Here is a 19,821-nt window from a genome sequence, read left to right on the forward strand (position 1 = left end):
CATGATAGAAACAAATACATTAGCTTATAAGAAAACCAGTTTTGCATTGGCATTAGGCTCTTTTATCGTTTTTTGTAATTTGTATTTGTTCCAGCCGTTGTTGCCATTAATGGCGACGGAATTTGCAGTGTCTGCTACTCAGATTAATTGGGTATTGGCGGCAACAACATTAATGTTAGCGGTATGTCTTATTCCGTGGGCAATTGCATCAGAAATTGTTGGACGACGCATTATTATGGTGATCAGTTTATTGCTGATGCCCATTGTCGGAATTGCAATGATGTTCACTCATGATTTGTTTGCACTCACCATCGCTAGGGCTGTTATGGGCATATCTGTTGCAGGCTATGTTGCCGTTGCTGTTGCTTATATGGCGGAAGAATTTAGCCCCAAAGCTTTAATGTTAGCAGTAGGTGCCTACATTAGTGCTAATTCATTAGGTGGAATAGCGGGGCGACTATATGGCGGTATTATTGGGGAACAGTTAGGTTGGCATTGGGCTGTATTGGGTATGGCTGCAATGAGCTTAATTGGGGCGCTTATTGTGATTAAATTATTGCCGCCGCAACAACATTTTATTCACCATCACCACCGTATTAGTATTCATGCTTATCAAGTGGTTGCGCATATTAAACAACCGATATTATGGTTAGCAATGTTGATTGGTGGGGTTAATTTTGCTTTATTTGTTAACCTTTATTCAGTGACAGGATTTAGATTGGTTGCTGCACCGTTTAATTTACCTTTAAGTTGGGCGTCATTAATCTTCCTTTGTTACCTCACTGGTACCATAACATCGCGTTTGAGTGGGCGTTGGGCGAGTAAATATAGCCCATTATCAGGCATGATTTTAGGGGGTGTTTTAAGTTTAGTTGGAATGTGGCTAGGGTTAGTTGAATCACGTATTACAATATTTATTAGCTTATTATTGTTAAGCTCTGGCGCATTTTTTACTCATTCATTAGCTTATGCTTGGGTAAGTCAGCATGCTAAAGTTGCAAAGGCAACCGCCACTGCGTTGTATTTAGTCCACTATTACATTGGTGGCAGTTTAGGCGGTTTCTTCTTGATATATTGTTGGCTACATGGTGGTTGGGAGTCCGTTGTGATTGGTGGCTCTTTGTTATATATGCTGATGTTTGTTTGTTGTGGACTATTAATTAAAGCGAAACAGCAGTCTGTTTTAGAATTGCAGCCGAATTAATAACGATCAATCAATACTGATAATCAATTTATAATGGCTGCTTTCGCCTCGACGAGCAAAGGCACGGTATTGACCAATACGAACACTGTATTTACCGCTATAAGGTAATACATAATCACCTTTATCATTTAGATCTGCTGAAAATGGAGTTAAATCGGCAAGTCTCTCAAGTTTTTCGTCTAAGAGCACGACCCATAATTTTGTGCTTTTAGTATCAAGAGTAACGTTTAAATGCTGGCCTTTTTGGGCATAAAAAACATAGTTATTGACATCATAGCCCGCTGTTGTTGCGACATATTCACCGCTGGTGGCCCCTGTTTTAAAGTGGATCGTTTCATGGCTATCTGCAGCAATGGCCATAAATGAGCAACTACTTAAAATGAGGGTGACAAAGAGCAAACCTAATTGTTTGATGTATAACATAATATGACTTCTTATATCTTTGATGAACCGATCTCGTGTTAGCTATTGCACGAGTTAAAAGAACGCAGTATTTAATCGGGGGGAAATACTGCGTATATGATGAGTATTATCAAAAATAGAAGATTGGTAAAGTGATGTTTAATCAGCGAGTGCCATTGCGAGTAAACTGATTGGGTGGATCGTGGTTAAATTTGCATTTTCTTCAATTTGCCATTTGCAGGTTTCACAATCAGTTATCGCATAATCAGCGTTAGCACTGCGTATTTTTTGGAATAAATCTTCACCAATTCTCATTGAAGTATCGTAGTTTTCAGTTTTAAAACCATAAGTACCCGCTAGGCCACAGCATTGACTGTCTAAAACTTCAAGCTCTAGCCCTGGAATCATTTTAAGTAGTTCAATGGTATATAAACTACCGCCAGTACGTTCGAGGTGACAAGGTGTGTGATAAACCACTTTTTTATTAACGGGTTTTAGTTTAGGAGTCTTGCCGTTCATAAATGCTTTGAGTAAAAAACGGGTGACATATTCAATTCGATCGGCAACTTTTGCATTATCAATTTTTAATACATGCGGATATTCTTCACGTAAAGTAAAGGCACAGGTTGAAGAGGTTGAAACAATGGTTGAATTATATTTTTCAATAACCGCTTCAAAACTTTGCGTGTTAAGTAATGCATTTTTCTTTGCTTTATCAAAGAAGCCATTGGCAATTAATGGTACGCCGCAGCATTTTTCTTTATCCAATAACTGTACCCCAATATTCATTGCATTCATGACTTTTACAAAATCTTGGCCTAACAGTGGATTATTATAATTGACATAACAACCGTGAAAGTAATGTACTTGTTGTGGATAGTGGGTTTGATTCGAACAGTGCTTTTTATACCATTGGCGGAATGTGCCATGAGAATATTTAGGTAATGTTTTATGATCATGAACGCCGATGGTTTTATGCATGATCTTTTTAACGGGTTTCATGCCTGTAATCGCATTAACAATAGGCGCAAAAGGGGTTGCCACAGAACCCATTAAATCAGTATGACTTAACACGAAATCTCGAATTGTTTTAATATTGAGGTCATGTTTAGCGTGTTTACTACGTGCAACGGCAATCATGTCACCGATCTTTACTCCTGAAGGGCAAGCGGTTTCACAGCGTTTACAGTTAGTGCAAAGCTTAAGCATATCATCATAAAACTCAGCACTTTTAATCCGTAATCGTTCACCATCTGGACCACATTGTTTAGGGCCGGGGTAATTAGGGTTTGCTTTAGCAACAGGGCAATAAACGGTACATACGGTGCATTTAATGCATTGGTCAAAACTGGTATCTTGCTTGAGCATTAGATATTGCCCTCTGCTAATGATGGAAAAATTGCTGTGGATGTATGTTTGTCGTGTAACGCGATCATTGATTGTGCAGCATGAAACCCTGTGCTGATAGCAACACCACTGCCACTACCTTCAAAAACAGGGTTGTAATGGGCTAAAATAGCACCAGCACAATAAAGGTTAGTAATCACATTGCCATTAAGGCTTGGTTGTAATTGTTGATTCGTTTCAACACCCATTCCTAGAAATTGATGTGGTTGATCACTGAAAAATTGTGGTTGATACCAGTGCTGGTGGTTCGTTGATGCTAATGTCGCAGTGTCTAATCCAAAAATAGCTTCTTCAATATGATGACGTTCAGCATGTAAACCTCGACTAAAGAAGCTACCACTGGCTAATAAATAATGATTAGCAATTAACGGCATATCACCATGATGACGCGTAAAAATACGTTGGAGTTGGTTATTTTCAAATTCGCCATGAGTGACTTCATCACCCGCCAGAATAAGTCCACCTAATGATTTATAATAACCTTTCATTGCATCTTCCAAACGTATACCCAGTAATGATGGCGGCATCGTTGGAATTTCACATAATGTGTAACCTGTTAATTGTTCCAGTTTGCTAATAACTTTAAGACCAGTCCCATTACCAAACACGGCAGGAAGAACGACTAAATCAGCTTCACCAATAGTATTCTTCATGGCTAAGGCAAAACGTTGTAGTTTATTGTCATCAGCTAAAACACGAGAAATATCAATTGAACGATATTCACACGGATTACGTTGCATTAATTCCGCTTCAGGCAATGCAATAGCGGCAGTGGTAATGTCCACGTTAGCAAAGTGGGGCAGTAGACGTAAATTATCGGCTGCTAATTGGGGTTGAAAATCACGGAAACCATCAATTGTAACTAATGCTAATTTACGTAATGATTTAGCGGGTTCAAACATCGGAAAAGGGTGCACCGTTGCTTGTGATAACCACGTTGCTTTAAATGTCCCCATTGGTGTAATGCGTAAATGGTTACAATCATCTGCTTGATGGTGCAGTTTAATACCAATACTTGTCATTGTTTGTTGATACCAATCAATTGCTTGACGAGTAACATCAAGTCCTAACTTACTGTAAGGATGCAGTGGTGATTGATGAGATAAAGTATCAAATTCATCAAAAGGGTAATGTGTTGTTGTGCCGTTAGGTAAACGGCTTAAGACATCAATTGAGCCTGAAGAAAAATGCAGTGCACTTTGACCAGCTGCAATAACGGCTGTTTTGAGTCCAGCTTGAGCACAACGAATAGCGCAGGTTAAGCCAGCAACACCACCACCAATAATTATATTATCAAATTTCATTATTTTTCCTCATAGCTTGGATTGATAGTGTTGGTAGATGTAGATGTAGATGCTGGTGGAATATCACTCACACCAAATAAACCCTCATAGATCCAATAAGAGAATTCACCTTCGCGCAGCGCATCACCCCAAAAAACAGGTTTAATACCTTTCCAGCGTTCTTCAAGAAAATCACTGAGAATATGACTAGCGTGGTTGCCATCAGTATTACCATATTCAGCAAATAAACCTGCGGCACGGTAAGAACATAATTCACCTTGACAAGGCCCCATTCCAACACGGGTACGGCGGCGTAAATCGACTAAATTATGCACATCCAGTTGCTTGATGGCATACTCAACTTCACCACAGGTCACCATTTCACATTCACAAATAATGGCTTGGCTTTTTTTGCTGTCAGTTAAAAATTGCTCAGCACGTTCACCATGACGATAGTAAGCTGACTGATAAACAGGTTTAGCTAAACTAGCGGTATGCTTAATGGCTTTGGGTTGTTCAGAACCGGGTAATGGTTGTTGATGAGTGGTGCAAGGGGTGGTGTTACCCAGCTTTTTAGCGATAAGATCGGTTGTCCATTCAGCCATCATGCGGTAAGTCATTAACTTACCGCCCGTGATAGTAATAAAACCGTCCATGCTATCGCGTTCAGCATGATCTAATAGCACGATCCCGCGGCTGATATTACGCCCACTAGTATCGCCATCTACAGCAACTAATGGACGTACGCCAGCATAAGCTCGTAATACTCGAGTATTAGCCATTATAGGTGCTAGTTTGGCACCTTCTTTTAAGAGAATATCAATTTCTCTGCTAGTGACATGCAAATCATCAATATCTTTATAATCAATACGTTCAGATGTTGTACCAATTAATGAGATGGTATCACCAGGAACTAAAATATCGGCATCAGAAGGTTTACGGCAACGGTTGATCACTAAGTTGTTAATTCGATAATCTAAGATCAATAATGATCCTTTGGCTGGGAACATAGTGATATTAAGATCGCCATACTCACAGATTTGTTGTCCCCAGATCCCGGCGGCATTGATAACTTGTTGAGCTCTAATTTCAAAGTGGGTATTGGTTTTTAAATTTAAACATTTAACCCCTTTAACGACGCCATTGTGTTGAATAAGCGCGGTGACAAAAGTGTGATTAAAAAGTTGTGCACCGTGTTCGATCGCATCAAGCGCGTTGGAAGAAGCAAGGCGAAAAGGGTCAATTGTACCGTCGGGGACCTTTACTGCACCTATAAGCAGTGGATTACAATTAGGCTCTAATCGTAATGCCTGCTGTGGTGTTAATTGTTCAACGTCAATATCAGCACTTTGACAGGAACTGATAAATTGTTGTTGAAATTGCAGATCGTCATCGGGAAGGGAAATAAATAATCCCTGCGTATCTTCCACACAATGGCGGGCAATATTTTTAAGAATACGGTTTTCAATGATGCACTCTTTGGCTGATTCTGGATCAGTAACCGCATAGCGAGCACCAGAATGAAGTAAGCCATGATTACGGCCGGTTGTACCAGAGGCTAAATCGTCTTTTTCAATCAAGATACATTTGATACCGCGCAGGGCGCAGTCACGCATAATTCCTGTTCCTGTTGCGCCACCACCGATGATCACAACCTCTGTTTCTAACCAAGTCGTCATGTTCGTTTCGCTTATCGTTATTGAATATATTATTAGCGTTGATAACGCCCACTATTTTAATAGGGTTAATATGCCACTAAATTACATAACGTTTGGTGAGCCATCGCACACAAATGAGCGAACGAACATTTTATACGTTCCTTTTTGTTCGTTGAAGTGTCGTTTAGATAATATAAAGTCTTGGTTGGCATAAGTTACGAATCAATTCGTGGAGGTTAATTGTTAATAGAAAGCTCTCATTCGCATCTTGCTGTGACTTGAGTATAATTGTGCTCCTTTTATTTTTAATTGATGCTTATTATGATCGGCTATCTCGCATTTTTAATTCCAGCACTGCTTGGTGCGCAATGTATTCTTACGTTAGTACTCACTAAAGGGGAGATTTGCCCTGGCCAACGAGGTCGAGTGCATAAAATGCTGCCAGTACTGCTTATCGGTTGGTTATTGGCTGCCATTAGCCAAGTATGGGCAGTACTGCCTTTATTGAGTTTGTTATTCTTTACTGTCAAAGTGAAAACCAGTAAAACGCGAGATTCAGGACCGTTAAAGGTACTTTATGGATCTAATTTACTAGGTTTTATTAGTTGGATTTTTCTATTTCCTATAATGGATATGCCGGAAGTATTGCTAAGTTTAGTGGCGATGGCTTTATATGGTAGTTTACTTGCTCATGTTTTATTGACGTTCTCACGTACACGTTTACAGGCTTTTCACCGTATATTGCCATTTGTTGGTTTTATCAGTGCGATAGTGTCGGTATTACTCTTAGTTTGGAAAATTATCTTCATGGGTGAGGCAGCAACAGCCCCTTATACTGTTGAAATTGTTGTTGCATTATTGTGTTTAGTTGTAGCAATGCTGGTGTGGTCAGGACATATTTTATTACATAAAACGATCAATAAATGGCAGTTATTAGTGGCGGCTGCGCTACTTACATTTTCTGCGGTAATGCAATTAACGTTATTTTAATACTAAATATTTATCAGTGTTATGAGCCTTTATCTTGGTTGAGATAAGGGCTTTTTTTTATCTGTTATTGATGGAAAGGAGAAACAGTAATAAGTCGTCTATGCTTAATAAAACAAAGGTTGGCTGTGATCATTAAGCAGTAAGGGGGAATAATGGAAATCAATAATTTACTTGGTATGGATACCCATATTGTGATTGGTATCGTTAATGAGCGTTTACGATTAGAGTGTCATTCAATGGCAGAATTAGCATCTCGTTATGAATTAAGTGAAACTGAACTCACCGAAAAAATGGCGCAGCAAGGCTATTATTACGATCCGCTAAATAATCAATTTAAGTGATAAATATAAAGACATATAAAATAACTTACTAATTAGGTTGGTTATTTTATGCATGCATAAATATGCATTTAAAGGAAGGCTGGATTATATTATTTGTTTATAAAATATACATGTTGTTATTTAATTAATATCTATAATTTCGAATGGTAATCAAAAAACATAGATTATTGTTTGTATTACTTTTTTCACGTTAACTTTACTGTTAATAAAATACTCATAGAGTATTATTATGCTCTTTTATAAAATTATTTTATTTTATATATTCAAAATTTAAGACAGTAAACAACGATGACGATAAAAAAATATATATTCATTACTACAACGATATTTTCTTCTTTATGGAGCATTAATAGCCTTGCTGCTGAAGACAATATTATCGGTCATTGGGAAGATGCCAATGGAAATTTTTTCGGAGAGGCTTCAGGTGAAAATAACAAACCTAATGTTTTGATAAATAATGAGAAATATTACATCGACAATAAAGATACAGGGCTGATTAAATTGGATGATAGGATTTATCATGAACCATATATAACTAATGCAGATTTTATTTGGTATAAAAGTAATGATTGTAGTGGTAATGGTTACTTATCAAATAATGATGGATCATTTATAGAAGGAGCATTTAAAGCTCCGCCTGCTGGTGTTATTTTTGAATCAACACCTGATATTATCAATAAAACAGTTTTAATGTTTAAGTATAGTAAAGGTGCCGTTATGTATAATAGTGATTTTCATTCTACAGGCTCGATACAAGCGGACGGGAATTATAAATGTAAAAAATATGAATTTCACCATGAACATTATACATATGATGAGGTAGAGGTTAAAAATGAAATATTAAATCCACCTAAAAATATTATCGGTAATAATAAATATTCGAAATTACGTTTTTCGTATGAAAATGGATCTTTTGCAATATATGCTAATGCATTACTCCCTTTAAAGCTTGTTGAAAAACAAATAGAACCAGAACCAGAGAAGCGTGTTCCATTTCAAGCTGTCGCTAATCAAGTGAATATCAGGGTATCTGCATCAGGTAAGTTACGTTATGTAATAGCTAATAGTATACAACCTCTTTATGAGGGGGATATTACGGTATCACGTATTGAGACTGGGGTTTATGATATTACTTTCCCTGATAACTACCTTGCTCAGAATAGAGCTGCGGATAAATTAATATTGACATGTAGTACTAATAAGGCATCACGTAAAGATACTGGGCGGACGACGGTTGGTTGTTATAAATTAACTAATAAATCAGTGATCCGTGTTGGTACTGATTGGAAACAATATCCATCGAATAGTGATTTTACGTTAGGTCTTCAATGGTAGGTTGTTAATATTAATAAATAACCCATTAAACATATTGATGGGTTATTCTTACAATAAGTTAAACCGTTTTAATGTCTTGTAAATGCTGTTGACATTGTTTTCTCGCCGTTACAAAATTATCAACCGCCCAATTCGGTAACGCTGCGACTCCTATTCCTGCTGATACCATCTGAATTAACATTAAACTATTATCTGCTTGTTTCCATGCTAATGGAATAATCTTGATTGTGGTTTAAAAACGCGGAATTGGACGGAAACAGAGGCCGCCTTAACCAATATGGTGACTGCGGCACATATTCTGCGTGAAAAATATCACAAGGTTAATGCTGCATAATCTGTGAATAATAAAAAAGCCGTTTACACAGCTTTCTTTGTTATCGAAAGTGTGTAAACGGCTTTTATTTTTATTGAGAGGCGATTATTTTGCTGTTGCTGCAGCCATGTCACGAGCAAATGTTAATGTATGCTTTGCGTTAGTCATCGTCATTGTGTCGCCTGAAATGCTAACTTTATTCCAATCAGAAAGTGATTGTGTGAATGTTTGTTCAACCTTCATTTCACTATCTGGGCATAACATCATTGTCATTCCCATTTTTTCAATGCGGAACTGACCATCTTTTACTTCAGCTTGACCAAAGTAACGGTTACAACCAGCATGACCATTAGCTGCAAGATCTGCTGCTAGTGTTAGAGTTGGTGCTTGAGCGGCTTCTGGTTGAGCAAGATCCTGATTATCAATCTGCACTAAAGACCAGTTGCCATTAGCAAGATCATTGCTAGTTACTGGTTGTGGTGTTTTGGTAATACCCGTTGTAGAACATGCAGCTAACATCATTGGGAGTACCAGTGCAGATAATAGACGCTTTTTCATTATAGTTATTCCTGAACAGTAATGTGTATGAGTGAGCAAAAGTACAGATATAAAAAAATCTGCTTAACCAAATAATGGACACTTATTTTTAACGCATGTTCGTTAAAGTTCATGCTAATTGTGGGAATATTGAATAAAAATTTAGATTAGTTCAATACTTGCTCGTCGTGATTATACCTATTTTTTGACTTAATAACGCCGATTTATTTGTTACTAAAGGTATATTTGTGACTTGTTTAAAAAACAGATAAGTAAATAAAATATTTTTACGAGTTATTAGAAAAAGAAAAGGGCCAGTAAGTACGAGCCCTTCTATTTAATGATGTACTGCTAATGATTATGCAGTTTTTGATTCAATGGCTTTTTCAACCATGTGCAAATGTACATCTTGCTGTGGGAATGGAATTGAAATGCCTTCACGATCAAAGCGCATTTTCACTTCTCGTGTGATATCCCAATATACATCCCAGTAATCATCTGTTTTAACCCAAGGGCGCACAATAAAATCAACCGATGATGAATTTAATGTATGTAACTTAATGTTTGGTTCTGGGCTACGTAAAACAGAAGGATGAGATTCAACGATATCTTGTAATACACGCTCTGTTTTTTCGATGTCATCGCTGTATCCAATCCCAAAAACCATATCAATACGACGTACTTTTTCATGAGTAACGTTCTTGATAATATCACCCCAAATTTTACTGTTTGGTACGATAATAATTTCGTTACTGAATGTTTTAATGGTGGTATTGACTAAGCTCATGTGGCTTACTTTACCTGTGATACTACCTGCTTCTACTAAATCACCGACATCAAATGGGCGGTAAATTAATAGCATCATACCTGAGGCAAAGTTAGACAATGTATCTTGTAGGGCAAAACCAATAATAATACCTGCCACACCAAAACCAGTTAGAATTGGTGCAAGGTTTAAACCTACTTGTGAAAGTGCAATCAAAATACCGATAGCAAATACAATTTTGCCCGACATTGAAATAAAGAACTCTTGCATAAGCATCGACATTTTTAAGTTCTTTGTCGATACCGCTCGTGTCACCATTTTACGGACAATATTTTTTAATGTTTTAAATGCGAAGATGATAAAAATAAAGATAAATACTTTAAAGATCATCTGTGGCAAGTTTTCAAATAACCATGAGCTAAAATCAGACGTCCATGCAGTAACGATTGACCACATAACTTTACTATTTAGTAAGTCATCGGTCACATTACCTGTTTGTTCAAACAATAATCGCTTATATTCAGCGGTATCAATACCCATATTGTCAGCAAGTTTAACTAAATCTGTTAAGTTTTTAGTATCACTATCAACTTGGCGTTGTGACAAAATTTGAGTAACTTGTAATGTCTTTAGTTCATCACCCGTTGCTGTCTTTATTTGGTTATCGTTTAATTCTAACGCTTGACTACCAAAAGTTAGTGAGGCCGACATAAAGTCTAGGCGATGTTCAATATTTTTCTTAAGTGCTTTAATCGAGTTAGGTTGTGGTTTACCTAAACGATCCATCCACTGATAGTTTTCCCACTCTTCATTAAGCACCAGAATGATAAAATCACGGCTTTCAGTGAGGGCTTTTAATGCAACTAATTTATCCGTATCTTTTGCTTTATCGAGATCTTTTTGATCGCGTTCAACTTTAGTTTGTAAAAATTTTTCAGCTTCGGCTGCAAACTTTATTTGTTGTTCTACTTGTTTTAGTAGTCGTTTTTTATCCGCTTGTTTATCGTCAATTAAATCAGTTAATGTTTGTCTTAATTCTTTGTTTTTATTAAGTAATTGTAAGCGAACCACATCAAGTGATGAGCCTGTGGTTGATGTTGCTTCTTTTGCTAATATGCTTAATTCAGCATTAAGTTTTTGAAGCTGTTGATATTCCACATTTTCTTGTTGTGGAGTTTCAGGCTGTGGTTTTGTATTCGCAAAACTTAGCGTTGAAACAAAGAGAAGCATTAGTACCAGTAAGCGCATGTTGCGATAAACTCCTGCTGGTGATATTAAAAATATGGCGTTATCAATAACTGATAACAGGCTATTTATTGTCGTTAAACAAATATGAGCAGATTATAGCTAAATCGGCGCTTACGGCTATAGATATTCAATGTTATATCAAAAAAATGAGACTAAAATAGGTGACCTCTAAATGACGATATAGATTTCGAGCTTGTTTATGGAAGATCTTGCTGACTTAAAAAATGGCATTGAGTGAAAGTCCACGTCCAATCTGGCATCCAAGATTCTTGTGTGAGGGCAATAATAATATTGTGTTGTGTATCAGCGGACATGACTTGTCGCAATAGCGGGTAGCTAGATCTATCGACCATAAGAATATTACAGTCACTATTAAGGATCTGTTTGAGCAATTGGTTAGGATCTGCTTCTTTTATTAATTGATATGTTTTAATGTTTAAATGACTAAACTGTTCAATAAATAAATTTTGTACTGGCGAATTATTGATCAATAACGCGACTGATTTTATTGGGATATTGGTTGATGTTAGTACGTTTATCCACGATGTTACTTGTTTTATGGGTAGCTTATAGCACATTCTTACACCTTATAATATACATCACTCTTGAGTGATTGGTCGGTATAGATAAGAATAGCTTATAATTTTTAAGGCACTGTCATTATAGGGTTAATTTCACATTGAAGTGATAACAATTGTAAGCCTGTGCTATTACATCATTATGCTTGAGTTGCACGTTCATTAAGATTATCACGTACAATCTGGCTGTTTTGTTGTGCGTAAAAGCGCACTTGGAACTGGGTATCTTCAGTTAAAAATTCCACTTTATGCCAATATTGTGGTGGACTAATCGCCATATCTCCGGCATTGACAACAATTTCTTGCTCAATATCGCCACGCTGATCTTTAAAACCATAAAATTTCAATTGGCCTTGTAAAACACAGATTTTGCCATAGACACCAGCACGGGTATTATGAAGGTGCAGAAACATTTTGGGGATATTTTCAGGGGTAAAAATAGGTGTAGATTTATAATTAACATAATCACTTGGAATAGTAGTCATGGGAATCTCCTTTGATTAACAGTAGTGATGTTATAAAACATAACTATAAAATACATCTTTAACATTAAGGTTGCAATGGCTTTATTATTGTTGTGATGATCACTTTTATACAATGCGTTTGGTTTTAAATAAAAAAAGCCCCTTCATAAAAAGAAGAGGCAAGTTGTACCATCGCTATTATTATCCGTTACATAGTGCTTTAACCAAAATCACCATTTACATAACCACGAGTACGGTCGTCTGCTGGGTTATTAAAGAGATTTTGTGTTTCATCATGTTCAACTAATTCACCCATTAAGAAAAATGCGGTACGATCTGATATACGACGTGCTTGCTGCATTGAGTGGGTAACAATCACAATTGTGAATTCTTTCTTTAGGGTTTCCATTAAATCTTCAATTTTTTTGGTTGCGATAGGATCAAGCGCTGATGTCGGTTCGTCCATTAATATTACTTCAGGCTTCATCGCAATAGTACGCGCAATACATAATCGCTGTTGTTGACCGCCAGAGAGGCCAAATGCATGTGACTTTAAGCGATCTTTTACTTCATCCCATAAGGCAGCACCACGCAATGATTGTTCAACGATGGTGTCTAAAGTTTTTTTATCTTTGATGCCTTGTGCGCGTAAACCATAAGCAACATTTTCATAAATACTCATCGGAAATGGATTGGGTTTTTGAAATACCATGCCGACTTTAATACGTAACTGAGCAACGTCGATATTGCCATAGACATTTTCATTATCAATAGTCAGTAAGCCTTTAATCGACACACCTTCAATTAAGTCGTTCATACGGTTGAGACAACGTAATAAGGTTGATTTTCCACAGCCAGAAGGCCCAATAAGTGCGGTAACTTGGCGATTAGGAATAGGTAAATTGATTTTTTTCAGTGCTTGGTTTTGACCATAGAAAAGATCAAGATTTTCAATATTAAATTTGTTCATGTTCATATCCTCAGAATTTAGTAAGTCGCAGTGTTAAAACGGCTAGCGATAAGCTTGGTAATCAGGTTGATAACAAGAACAACAATAATGAGTACGGTAGCGGTACCATAAGCTTGGTTCCATTCATGTACGGTGTAGAGCTCTTGCGTTAGCTTGTACAGGTGAACAGTAAGCGTACGTCCTGAGTCAAACACACTTTCAGGGATACGCGCTACCATGCCTGCTGTCATAAATACCGGTGCTGATTCACCAATAACACGACCGACGCTGAGGATAATAGCGGTTACAATTCCTGGCATTGCACTAGGAAGAATAAGTCGCCAAATAGTATAAATTTTAGAGGCACCCAAACCGTATGAGCCTTCACGGTAAGTTTGTGGTACAGCCATTAATGCTTCTTCAGTGGTACGAATAATCACTGGGAGAATTAAGATACTTAATGTTAATGCTCCTGATAAAATGGAATAACCAAATCCAAGAATAACCACAAAAAAGGTCATACCAAAAAGGCCATAAATAATAGAGGGAATACCGGCTAAAGATTCAGTACAAAAACGAATGACTTTAACTAAACGGCTCCCCACTTTGGCATATTCAGTAAGATAAATGGCTGTCATGATTCCTAATGGAGCCGCTACCGAAATAGAGGCAATGACCATATATAGTGTTGAAATGATCATCGGCCAAATACCGGATTCTTTACCTATAGTGGTGTAGTTAGAGCTAATGAAAGACCAATCAACATGAGCGAGGCCATTGCTAAGAATGTACCACATTACCCATAATAAAAAGCCAACAGTAATGCTTGCCGATAACCAGATGATGGCGAGCGACAGACGATCTTTTAGTTTTTGGGCTGCAGGATTAGCATTTTCTAATCGGCAGTGTTGAGATGATAATGAGTGATTATTAGTCATTAGAAATTACCTTGCTCGCTCACGGTTAAGATAAAGGAGGGCACCGTTTAGCGTCATAATAAATACCAGTAATACAATACCTGTTGCGTATAATGCGCTAGCGTGAATTCCTGTTGCGTAAGACATCTCAATGGCAATATTTGCTGTTAACGTTCGTGCAGATTCAAGTAACCCCTCAGGCATAGCAGGGGAATTACCCATTACCATAATAATGGCCATGGTTTCACCAAGTGCACGCGCTACGCCTAAAATAACACCTGTCATAATGCCAGAACGTGCTGCTGGGACGATCAGTTTAAAAATAGTAAACATTGATGAAGCCCCTAGTGCTAAAGAGCCTTCTTTATAAGCACGAGGTACTGCACGAATTGAGGTTTCAGAAATCGTAATCACAGTTGGAAGGATCATCACTGCAAGTACAATAATTCCCGCTAAGATGGTGTTACCCGCTGGCACGTTAAATATTTCTTGAATCAGCGGTACAATAATAACCAGTCCAAAAAAGCCATACACAACAGAGGGGATACCCGCTAAAAGCTCAATCATTGGGCGAATAAAGTTAGCGAGTGATCTTGGGGCGACTTCAGCAATAAAAATTGCGGTTAATACGCCAATAGGCACGCCAATCATCACTGCTCCAGCCGTTGAGACTAATGAAGCAACAATCATCGGTGCGATACCATAGAGAGCTGGAGGTAACCAATCCGTACCAAAGATAATGCCAGTAACGCCTGAATAGGCAAAAGCCGCATAGCCTTCACGGAAAATAAAATAGCCAATGGTTACGAGGGATAAAATACCGATAGCTGCGCTGAGCATAAATAGGTATTTAAAGAACAATTCTCGCCAGTCAATACGTTTCTTCGACTTTAGCAACGGTGTATCCTTGATCGATTTTTCAATATTTGCGATGGTCATAATCTACACTCCAGAAACAAGACCAATAATTGTCTATTTCTGAGAAGTCAAAAACGCTCAACTCAAATGTTGAGCGTTAAAAAAAAATTAGTTAACTGAGATAAAGCCTTTATCTGCAACAATCTTTTGTGCTGCTGGCGATTGTGTCCATGTAAGGAATTGTAATGCTTCAGCTGATGGACGACCTTCTTTATAAACCACAATGAATGGGCGTTGAACGCTATAATCACCGGCTTTAATTGAAGCTACAGAGGGTTTATGGCCATCAATAGTGAGTGCTTTGACTGTGTTATCAACTGAACCTAGTGAAATGTAACCGATAGCAAAAGGATTATTCGCAACCGTTGTTTTTAGCTGACCATTGCCACTTGCCACTTGTGCTTTTTGTGAAATGGCAGAGACTTTGATTCCGTTAATTTTTTTCTTTAGTGACATAATGTCTTCAAATGCACCACGGGTACCTGATGCTGTATCGCGAGTTGCGACAACGATAGGTTTATCTTCACCACCCACTTGTTTCCAGTTAGTGACATTGCCTTTGTAGATCTCAGTGATTTGTTCTTTGGTTAGATCGGTGACCGAGTTACTGTTATTCACCACCACGGCAATACCGTCTCGTGCAATAACAACTTCTTTAAGTTGTGGTGATTCTTCTGATTTTTTCAAGCTACGTGATGACATGCCAAGATCTGCCGAGCCATCGTGAGCAACACGAATACCCGCTGATGATCCTGGTCCTTGAACTTCTACCGTAACATCGTTAGATTTTGCATAAGTCTCACCCAAAACTTCCATGAGGGGAGAAACAGAGCTAGAACCTACAACAGAGATAGTCTCGCCAGCAAACACTGCAGAACTCGTTATAAGTGAACTTGCAACAACAACTGCGCCGATAATCTTTGTTTTCATTTTCCTAATCCTTTCTTGTTGGGCAAAATGCCAATAGGTTTGAATGAACATGACAAAGAGTAGGAAAGTTATGTGACAGTAATGTTTCAGAAGTTTGAACACTCGATGAATGTTGTAATAAAATACGATGAGGTATGTAGCGATGTACGCTGCTATTACGTGTTATTTTCTATGTATAACAAGTAGGAATTAATATTCAGTTAATAAAGGGCTGACATATACTATCAATGACAACAGAATTACGGATTAAATGAATCTTCCCGTATAGGTGTTATTAGATTTTTTATTTAAAGATAAAGGTTGTAGATGTTAAAAAAAGCACAGCAAATGATTGTTTTTAATGCACTTACTAAACAACAAAGCTTTACTAAAGCAGCACAGTTACTTGATATATCTCGCACTCAAGTGAGTAAACTTATCCAGCAACTAGAACAACGACTTGGAGTACAATTAGTACAACGAACAACGCGCTCTTTTGCATTAACAGAGGCGGGACGTTTGTTTGCTAAGCATTGTGAAAAAGTAGTAGAAGAAATAAATGAAGCTGAAAGTGAATTATTAGGAAATGAAGACAATTCCCAAGGTTTATTACGCGTAGGTATTGCGCAGTCTTTCGCATCTAACCACGTAGCACCCTATATTAATGAGTTCCATGAACAATATCCATTATTAAACTTAGAGTTGAGTTTATTTGATCATCGTGTTGATTTAATTGCAGAGCAGCTCGATCTTTGGATTGGGTTTATGGATTCTCCACCAGAAGGGTTTGTGGCGCGGCATTTGAGTAATTGTGACTTTGTATTGGTGGCAAGTCCTGAATATTTAGCGACTCACGGTGTGCCTTATCACCCAAGTGACTTAATTGAGCATAATTGCATTATTTATTTTAGTCGTGAGCGTAAAGATAATGTCTGGAGCTTTAGTCAACAAAGCGATAATCAGGATATTAAAGTGACGGGGAATTACCGTGTTGACTCTGCTGATGCTATTCGAGATGTGACAATTGCAGGTAATGGGGTTGGGTACTTAGCAACCTATTTGTTAACTGATGAAATTCGCCAAGGTAAGTTGATTCGGTTGATGCCAGATTGGCAATTAACCCAGCATATGCCTTTATATGCTGTTTATCCAAGGCATAAATTTTTACCGAATAAAGTAAATCTATTCATTGAATTTATTCGACGCCATATCGATGTGGGTAATATTTTGTGTAAATGGTAATGATGTAAAAAACAGCGATTACGCGCAAACGGTTGGCTAAAACTCACCTTTGAATGTTTCAAATTGTAAACATTGAGGGTAATAGTATCCCTCACAGGAACTAATCTAATGAATTTCGTTTGCTTAGCTTAAAAACAATGCAATTCAGCTGTGTTTTGTTAATTTACTGTTGCTTGTAATAACAATTTGATCCTTGTCACACTTTTTTTTATGAATACACTCTTTCCGCAATCGTTTACTACACCAAACATTGGGGAATGACTTTGCATTATCTCGTCGGCCTACTCGGTATAATTACTATTTTTACAGTTGGTTTTTTATTTTCTGAAAACCGCTCAGCAGTGAACTGGCGCAGTGTACTCGGTGCTTTTTGCATCCAAGTTGTCTTTGCAGCTTTTATTCTTTATGTACCCATTGGTCGAGTGGTACTAAACAGTGTGTCTGGCGCAGTTTCTGGCGTAATTGATTATGGCCATGAAGGGACATCTTTCTTATTTGGTCAACTAGCCCAATTTAAATTAGGCTTTATTTTTGCGGTTAATGTCTTACCTTCTATTGTCTTCTTTTCAGCATTAATTTCCGTATTATATTACGTGGGCATCATGAAATGGGTGATTCGCGGTATTGGTGGCTTATTACAACGTTTATTGGGCACGACGCGTACTGAATCAATGTCTGCAACAGCAAATATCTTTGTTGGCTCTGTAGAAGCACCATTGGTTGTTCGTCCATTCCTTGCTCGAATGACACGATCTGAATTATTTGCCGTAATGGTGGGCGGATTAGCCTCTGTTGCTGGTGGTACTATGGTTGGTTATGCTGGGCTTGGCGTACAGCTAAAGTACCTTATTGCGGCAAGTTTTATGTCTGCTCCTGCTGGATTAATGATGGCGAAACTGATCGTGCCACAAACTGAAGGTGTACACAGCATGGAAGAAGAAGATGACGGTGAAGAAGATGAACCCGTTAACTTAGTCGATGCAGCTTCTCGTGGTGCTTTGAGTGGTTTACAGATTGCAATGGCTGTGGGTGCAAGTTTATTGGCTGTTATCAGCTTAATTGCCATGGTGAATGGTGGTCTTGGTCATATTGGTCACTGGGTTGGTATTGATGATCTAAGTTTAAATCTGATTTTTGGTTACCTGTTTGCACCTGTTGCTTGGTTAATTGGGGTACCTTGGTCAGAAGCGACAACGGCAGCTAGCCTTATTGGTACTAAAATTGCTGTTAATGAGTTTATTGCCTTTGCTGAGCTAATGAAACCAGAAACGATTGCTAAATTGAGTGAGCATTCTCAAGCGATAGTTACTTTTGCATTATGTGGGTTTGCTAACTTAACCTCTATTGCGATGTTAATGGGTGGGTTAGGCGGCATCGTACCGAAACGTCGCCCTGAAATCGCTCGTTTAGGTATGAAGGCTATTTTTGCCGCAACCTTAGCAAATTTAATGAGTGCAACGTTAGCAGGTTTATTTCTTCCTCTTTAAGAGTAATATATTCACGCTAAGCAATTAAAATAAACAGAGAGCCTAGCTCTCTGTTTTTGCATCTAATAAAAGCACCAATAATGGGAGAAGATCAATGAAATCGGAAAGCGATAAGCTCATTGCTAAGCATGAACAATTAATTCATAGTGATGGTTTAACCGTGTCTTCTCATACTCAACGGGATGATGGTGAATGGATACAGCATTCGTTGATGATAGACGGTTATAATGTGCCTTTTAAATTTAAGCGTAAGTCAAAATATAAAACGCTGACTGGTGCAAAAGTCAATATGACTTATTACGCTGACATCATTGTTGTTGCTGGCTTAGAATTTGAAATAATGAAAGTTGTTCGCATTAAGCGTTATTAATATTAACAAGGAAAAAGAATGAATTGGTATTTTTTAGTTCTTAGTAAATATGCTCAATTTCAAGGGCGTTCCCGCAGAAAAGAATTTTGGTTTTTTACCTTAATTAACGCATTGATAAGTATGGCATGCAGTCTCGTTGATACAACATTACAGCTACCAACCTTGATGGAAGGCTATGGGGTGTTAGCCGCGTTATATGCAGTTTTTGCCTTTATTCCGACAGTAGCTGTTACTGTTCGTCGTTTGCATGATCAAGATCGTACCGGCTGGTGGGCGTTAATTATGTTAATCCCAATTGTTGGTATTTTGGTTCTGCTTTATTTTATGGTGCAAAACAGTGCCGAAGGCAGTAACCGTTTTGGTAGTAATCCAAAACAGAATGATAATTCAACACTAAGCGTCTAAATTCGTTGATATCTTAATTAAATGAACATGACCCAGTCTTCGGATTGGGTTTTTTTGTTGAATAGAAACAGAAATAGAATCATTCATTCCATTCCTGA

The 19,821-nt window shown here is 37.8% G+C and carries 20 protein-coding genes and 2 pseudogenes; 9 read left to right on the forward strand and 13 right to left on the reverse strand.

All coding sequences use genetic code 11. The features are described from left to right. Position 1 precedes the first annotated feature (1 nt). Positions 2–1,204, forward strand: coding sequence for an MFS transporter (locus tag ACJZU6_RS07325; protein WP_408900891.1), 1,203 nt, complete (start codon positions 2–4; stop codon positions 1,202–1,204). Positions 1,205–1,210: 6 nt separating this feature from the next. Here ACJZU6_RS07325 and ACJZU6_RS07330 read toward each other — a convergent pair whose 3' ends face one another. The 4 genes from ACJZU6_RS07330 to glpA form a co-directional block, all read right to left on the reverse strand. Next, positions 1,211–1,627: a hypothetical protein gene (locus tag ACJZU6_RS07330; protein WP_080159160.1), complete on the reverse strand. Its 417-nt coding sequence runs from the start codon at positions 1,625–1,627 to the stop codon at positions 1,211–1,213. A 138-nt stretch (positions 1,628–1,765) separates the two neighbouring features. Continuing rightward, positions 1,766–2,974: an anaerobic glycerol-3-phosphate dehydrogenase subunit GlpC gene (gene glpC, locus ACJZU6_RS07335; protein ID WP_080159161.1), complete on the reverse strand. Its 1,209-nt coding sequence runs from the start codon at positions 2,972–2,974 to the stop codon at positions 1,766–1,768. Further along, positions 2,974–4,317 carry a glycerol-3-phosphate dehydrogenase subunit GlpB gene (gene glpB / locus ACJZU6_RS07340; protein WP_408900892.1) on the reverse strand — a complete coding sequence of 448 codons (1,344 nt, stop codon included), beginning with the start codon at positions 4,315–4,317 and terminating at the stop codon, positions 2,974–2,976. Before glpB ends, glpC begins: the two co-directional genes overlap by 1 nt. After that, positions 4,317–5,975, reverse strand: a complete 1,659-nt coding sequence (glpA, locus tag ACJZU6_RS07345) for an anaerobic glycerol-3-phosphate dehydrogenase subunit A (protein ID WP_408900893.1) — start codon at positions 5,973–5,975, stop codon at positions 4,317–4,319. Before glpA ends, glpB begins: the two co-directional genes overlap by 1 nt. 300 nt (positions 5,976–6,275) lie before the next feature. On the opposite strand from glpA, the gene ACJZU6_RS07350 reads away from it, so the two are divergent. From ACJZU6_RS07350 to ACJZU6_RS07360, 3 genes are all read left to right on the forward strand, one after another. Next, positions 6,276–6,944 carry a hypothetical protein gene (locus ACJZU6_RS07350; RefSeq protein ID WP_107275713.1) on the forward strand — a complete coding sequence of 223 codons (669 nt, stop codon included), beginning with the start codon at positions 6,276–6,278 and terminating at the stop codon, positions 6,942–6,944. A 152-nt stretch (positions 6,945–7,096) separates the two neighbouring features. Continuing rightward, positions 7,097–7,285 carry a DUF4250 domain-containing protein gene (locus ACJZU6_RS07355; RefSeq protein ID WP_408900894.1) on the forward strand — a complete coding sequence of 63 codons (189 nt, stop codon included), beginning with the start codon at positions 7,097–7,099 and terminating at the stop codon, positions 7,283–7,285. A 288-nt stretch (positions 7,286–7,573) separates the two neighbouring features. Further along, complete coding sequence (locus ACJZU6_RS07360) at positions 7,574–8,620, forward strand: hypothetical protein (RefSeq protein WP_408900895.1); 1,047 nt, start codon at positions 7,574–7,576, stop codon at positions 8,618–8,620. Positions 8,621–8,678: 58 nt separating this feature from the next. Here ACJZU6_RS07360 and ACJZU6_RS07365 read toward each other — a convergent pair. Then, positions 8,679–8,840: pseudogene (locus tag ACJZU6_RS07365) on the reverse strand (LysR family transcriptional regulator); the annotation flags it as partial. Between ACJZU6_RS07365 and ACJZU6_RS07370 the strand changes: the two are divergent. Then, a pseudogene (locus ACJZU6_RS07370) lies at positions 8,832–8,954 on the forward strand (hypothetical protein); the annotation flags it as partial. The pseudogenes ACJZU6_RS07365 and ACJZU6_RS07370 overlap by 9 nt on opposite strands. Before the next feature lie 84 nt (positions 8,955–9,038). Here ACJZU6_RS07370 and ACJZU6_RS07375 read toward each other — a convergent pair. The 8 genes from ACJZU6_RS07375 to ACJZU6_RS07410 all read right to left on the reverse strand — a co-directional run bounded on the left by ACJZU6_RS07375 (position 9,039) and on the right by ACJZU6_RS07410 (position 16,240). Next, a complete protein-coding gene (locus ACJZU6_RS07375; RefSeq protein WP_080159168.1) occupies positions 9,039–9,491 on the reverse strand; it encodes an META domain-containing protein in 453 nt (150 codons plus the stop codon). A 337-nt stretch (positions 9,492–9,828) separates the two neighbouring features. Next, positions 9,829–11,484: a mechanosensitive ion channel domain-containing protein gene (locus ACJZU6_RS07380; protein ID WP_408900896.1), complete on the reverse strand. Its 1,656-nt coding sequence runs from the start codon at positions 11,482–11,484 to the stop codon at positions 9,829–9,831. 197 nt (positions 11,485–11,681) lie between these two features. Further along, entirely contained in the window at positions 11,682–12,062 is a 381-nt protein-coding gene (locus ACJZU6_RS07385; RefSeq protein WP_080159170.1) for a hypothetical protein, read from the reverse strand. 140 nt (positions 12,063–12,202) lie between these two features. After that, a complete protein-coding gene (locus ACJZU6_RS07390; RefSeq protein ID WP_080159171.1) occupies positions 12,203–12,547 on the reverse strand; it encodes a DUF1971 domain-containing protein in 345 nt (114 codons plus the stop codon). A 199-nt stretch (positions 12,548–12,746) separates the two neighbouring features. Beyond that, positions 12,747–13,496, reverse strand: a complete 750-nt coding sequence (gene pstB / locus ACJZU6_RS07395) for a phosphate ABC transporter ATP-binding protein PstB (RefSeq protein ID WP_297481823.1) — start codon at positions 13,494–13,496, stop codon at positions 12,747–12,749. A gap of 17 nt (positions 13,497–13,513) precedes the next feature. Beyond that, positions 13,514–14,413 carry a phosphate ABC transporter permease PstA gene (gene pstA, locus ACJZU6_RS07400; protein WP_080159173.1) on the reverse strand — a complete coding sequence of 300 codons (900 nt, stop codon included), beginning with the start codon at positions 14,411–14,413 and terminating at the stop codon, positions 13,514–13,516. A gap of 6 nt (positions 14,414–14,419) precedes the next feature. Continuing rightward, the gene (pstC, locus tag ACJZU6_RS07405) at positions 14,420–15,331 is read right to left on the reverse strand and encodes a phosphate ABC transporter permease subunit PstC (protein ID WP_080159174.1); all 912 of its coding nucleotides are present in this window, start codon (positions 15,329–15,331) and stop codon (positions 14,420–14,422) included. Positions 15,332–15,418: 87 nt separating this feature from the next. Next, the gene (locus ACJZU6_RS07410; RefSeq protein WP_080159175.1) at positions 15,419–16,240 is read right to left on the reverse strand and encodes a phosphate ABC transporter substrate-binding protein; all 822 of its coding nucleotides are present in this window, start codon (positions 16,238–16,240) and stop codon (positions 15,419–15,421) included. Positions 16,241–16,546: 306 nt separating this feature from the next. Between ACJZU6_RS07410 and ACJZU6_RS07415 the strand changes: the two genes are divergently transcribed. The 4 genes from ACJZU6_RS07415 to ACJZU6_RS07430 all read left to right on the forward strand — a co-directional run bounded on the left by ACJZU6_RS07415 (position 16,547) and on the right by ACJZU6_RS07430 (position 19,723). Beyond that, positions 16,547–17,461, forward strand: coding sequence for a LysR substrate-binding domain-containing protein (locus ACJZU6_RS07415; protein WP_408900897.1), 915 nt, complete (start codon positions 16,547–16,549; stop codon positions 17,459–17,461). A gap of 257 nt (positions 17,462–17,718) precedes the next feature. Next, positions 17,719–18,948 (forward strand): NupC/NupG family nucleoside CNT transporter, encoded by a 1,230-nt coding sequence (locus tag ACJZU6_RS07420; RefSeq protein WP_370738025.1) that lies wholly within the window; start codon positions 17,719–17,721, stop codon positions 18,946–18,948. Positions 18,949–19,042: 94 nt separating this feature from the next. Beyond that, the gene (locus ACJZU6_RS07425; protein WP_080159178.1) at positions 19,043–19,318 is read left to right on the forward strand and encodes a hypothetical protein; all 276 of its coding nucleotides are present in this window, start codon (positions 19,043–19,045) and stop codon (positions 19,316–19,318) included. An 18-nt stretch (positions 19,319–19,336) separates the two neighbouring features. After that, positions 19,337–19,723: a DUF805 domain-containing protein gene (locus tag ACJZU6_RS07430; RefSeq protein ID WP_080159179.1), complete on the forward strand. Its 387-nt coding sequence runs from the start codon at positions 19,337–19,339 to the stop codon at positions 19,721–19,723. The last annotated feature ends 98 nt before the right edge of the window (positions 19,724–19,821 follow it).

Origin of the sequence: Photobacterium piscicola, assembly GCF_046058925.1 — a bacterium.
In the GTDB taxonomy this organism is placed as follows: domain Bacteria; phylum Pseudomonadota; class Gammaproteobacteria; order Enterobacterales; family Vibrionaceae; genus Photobacterium; species Photobacterium piscicola.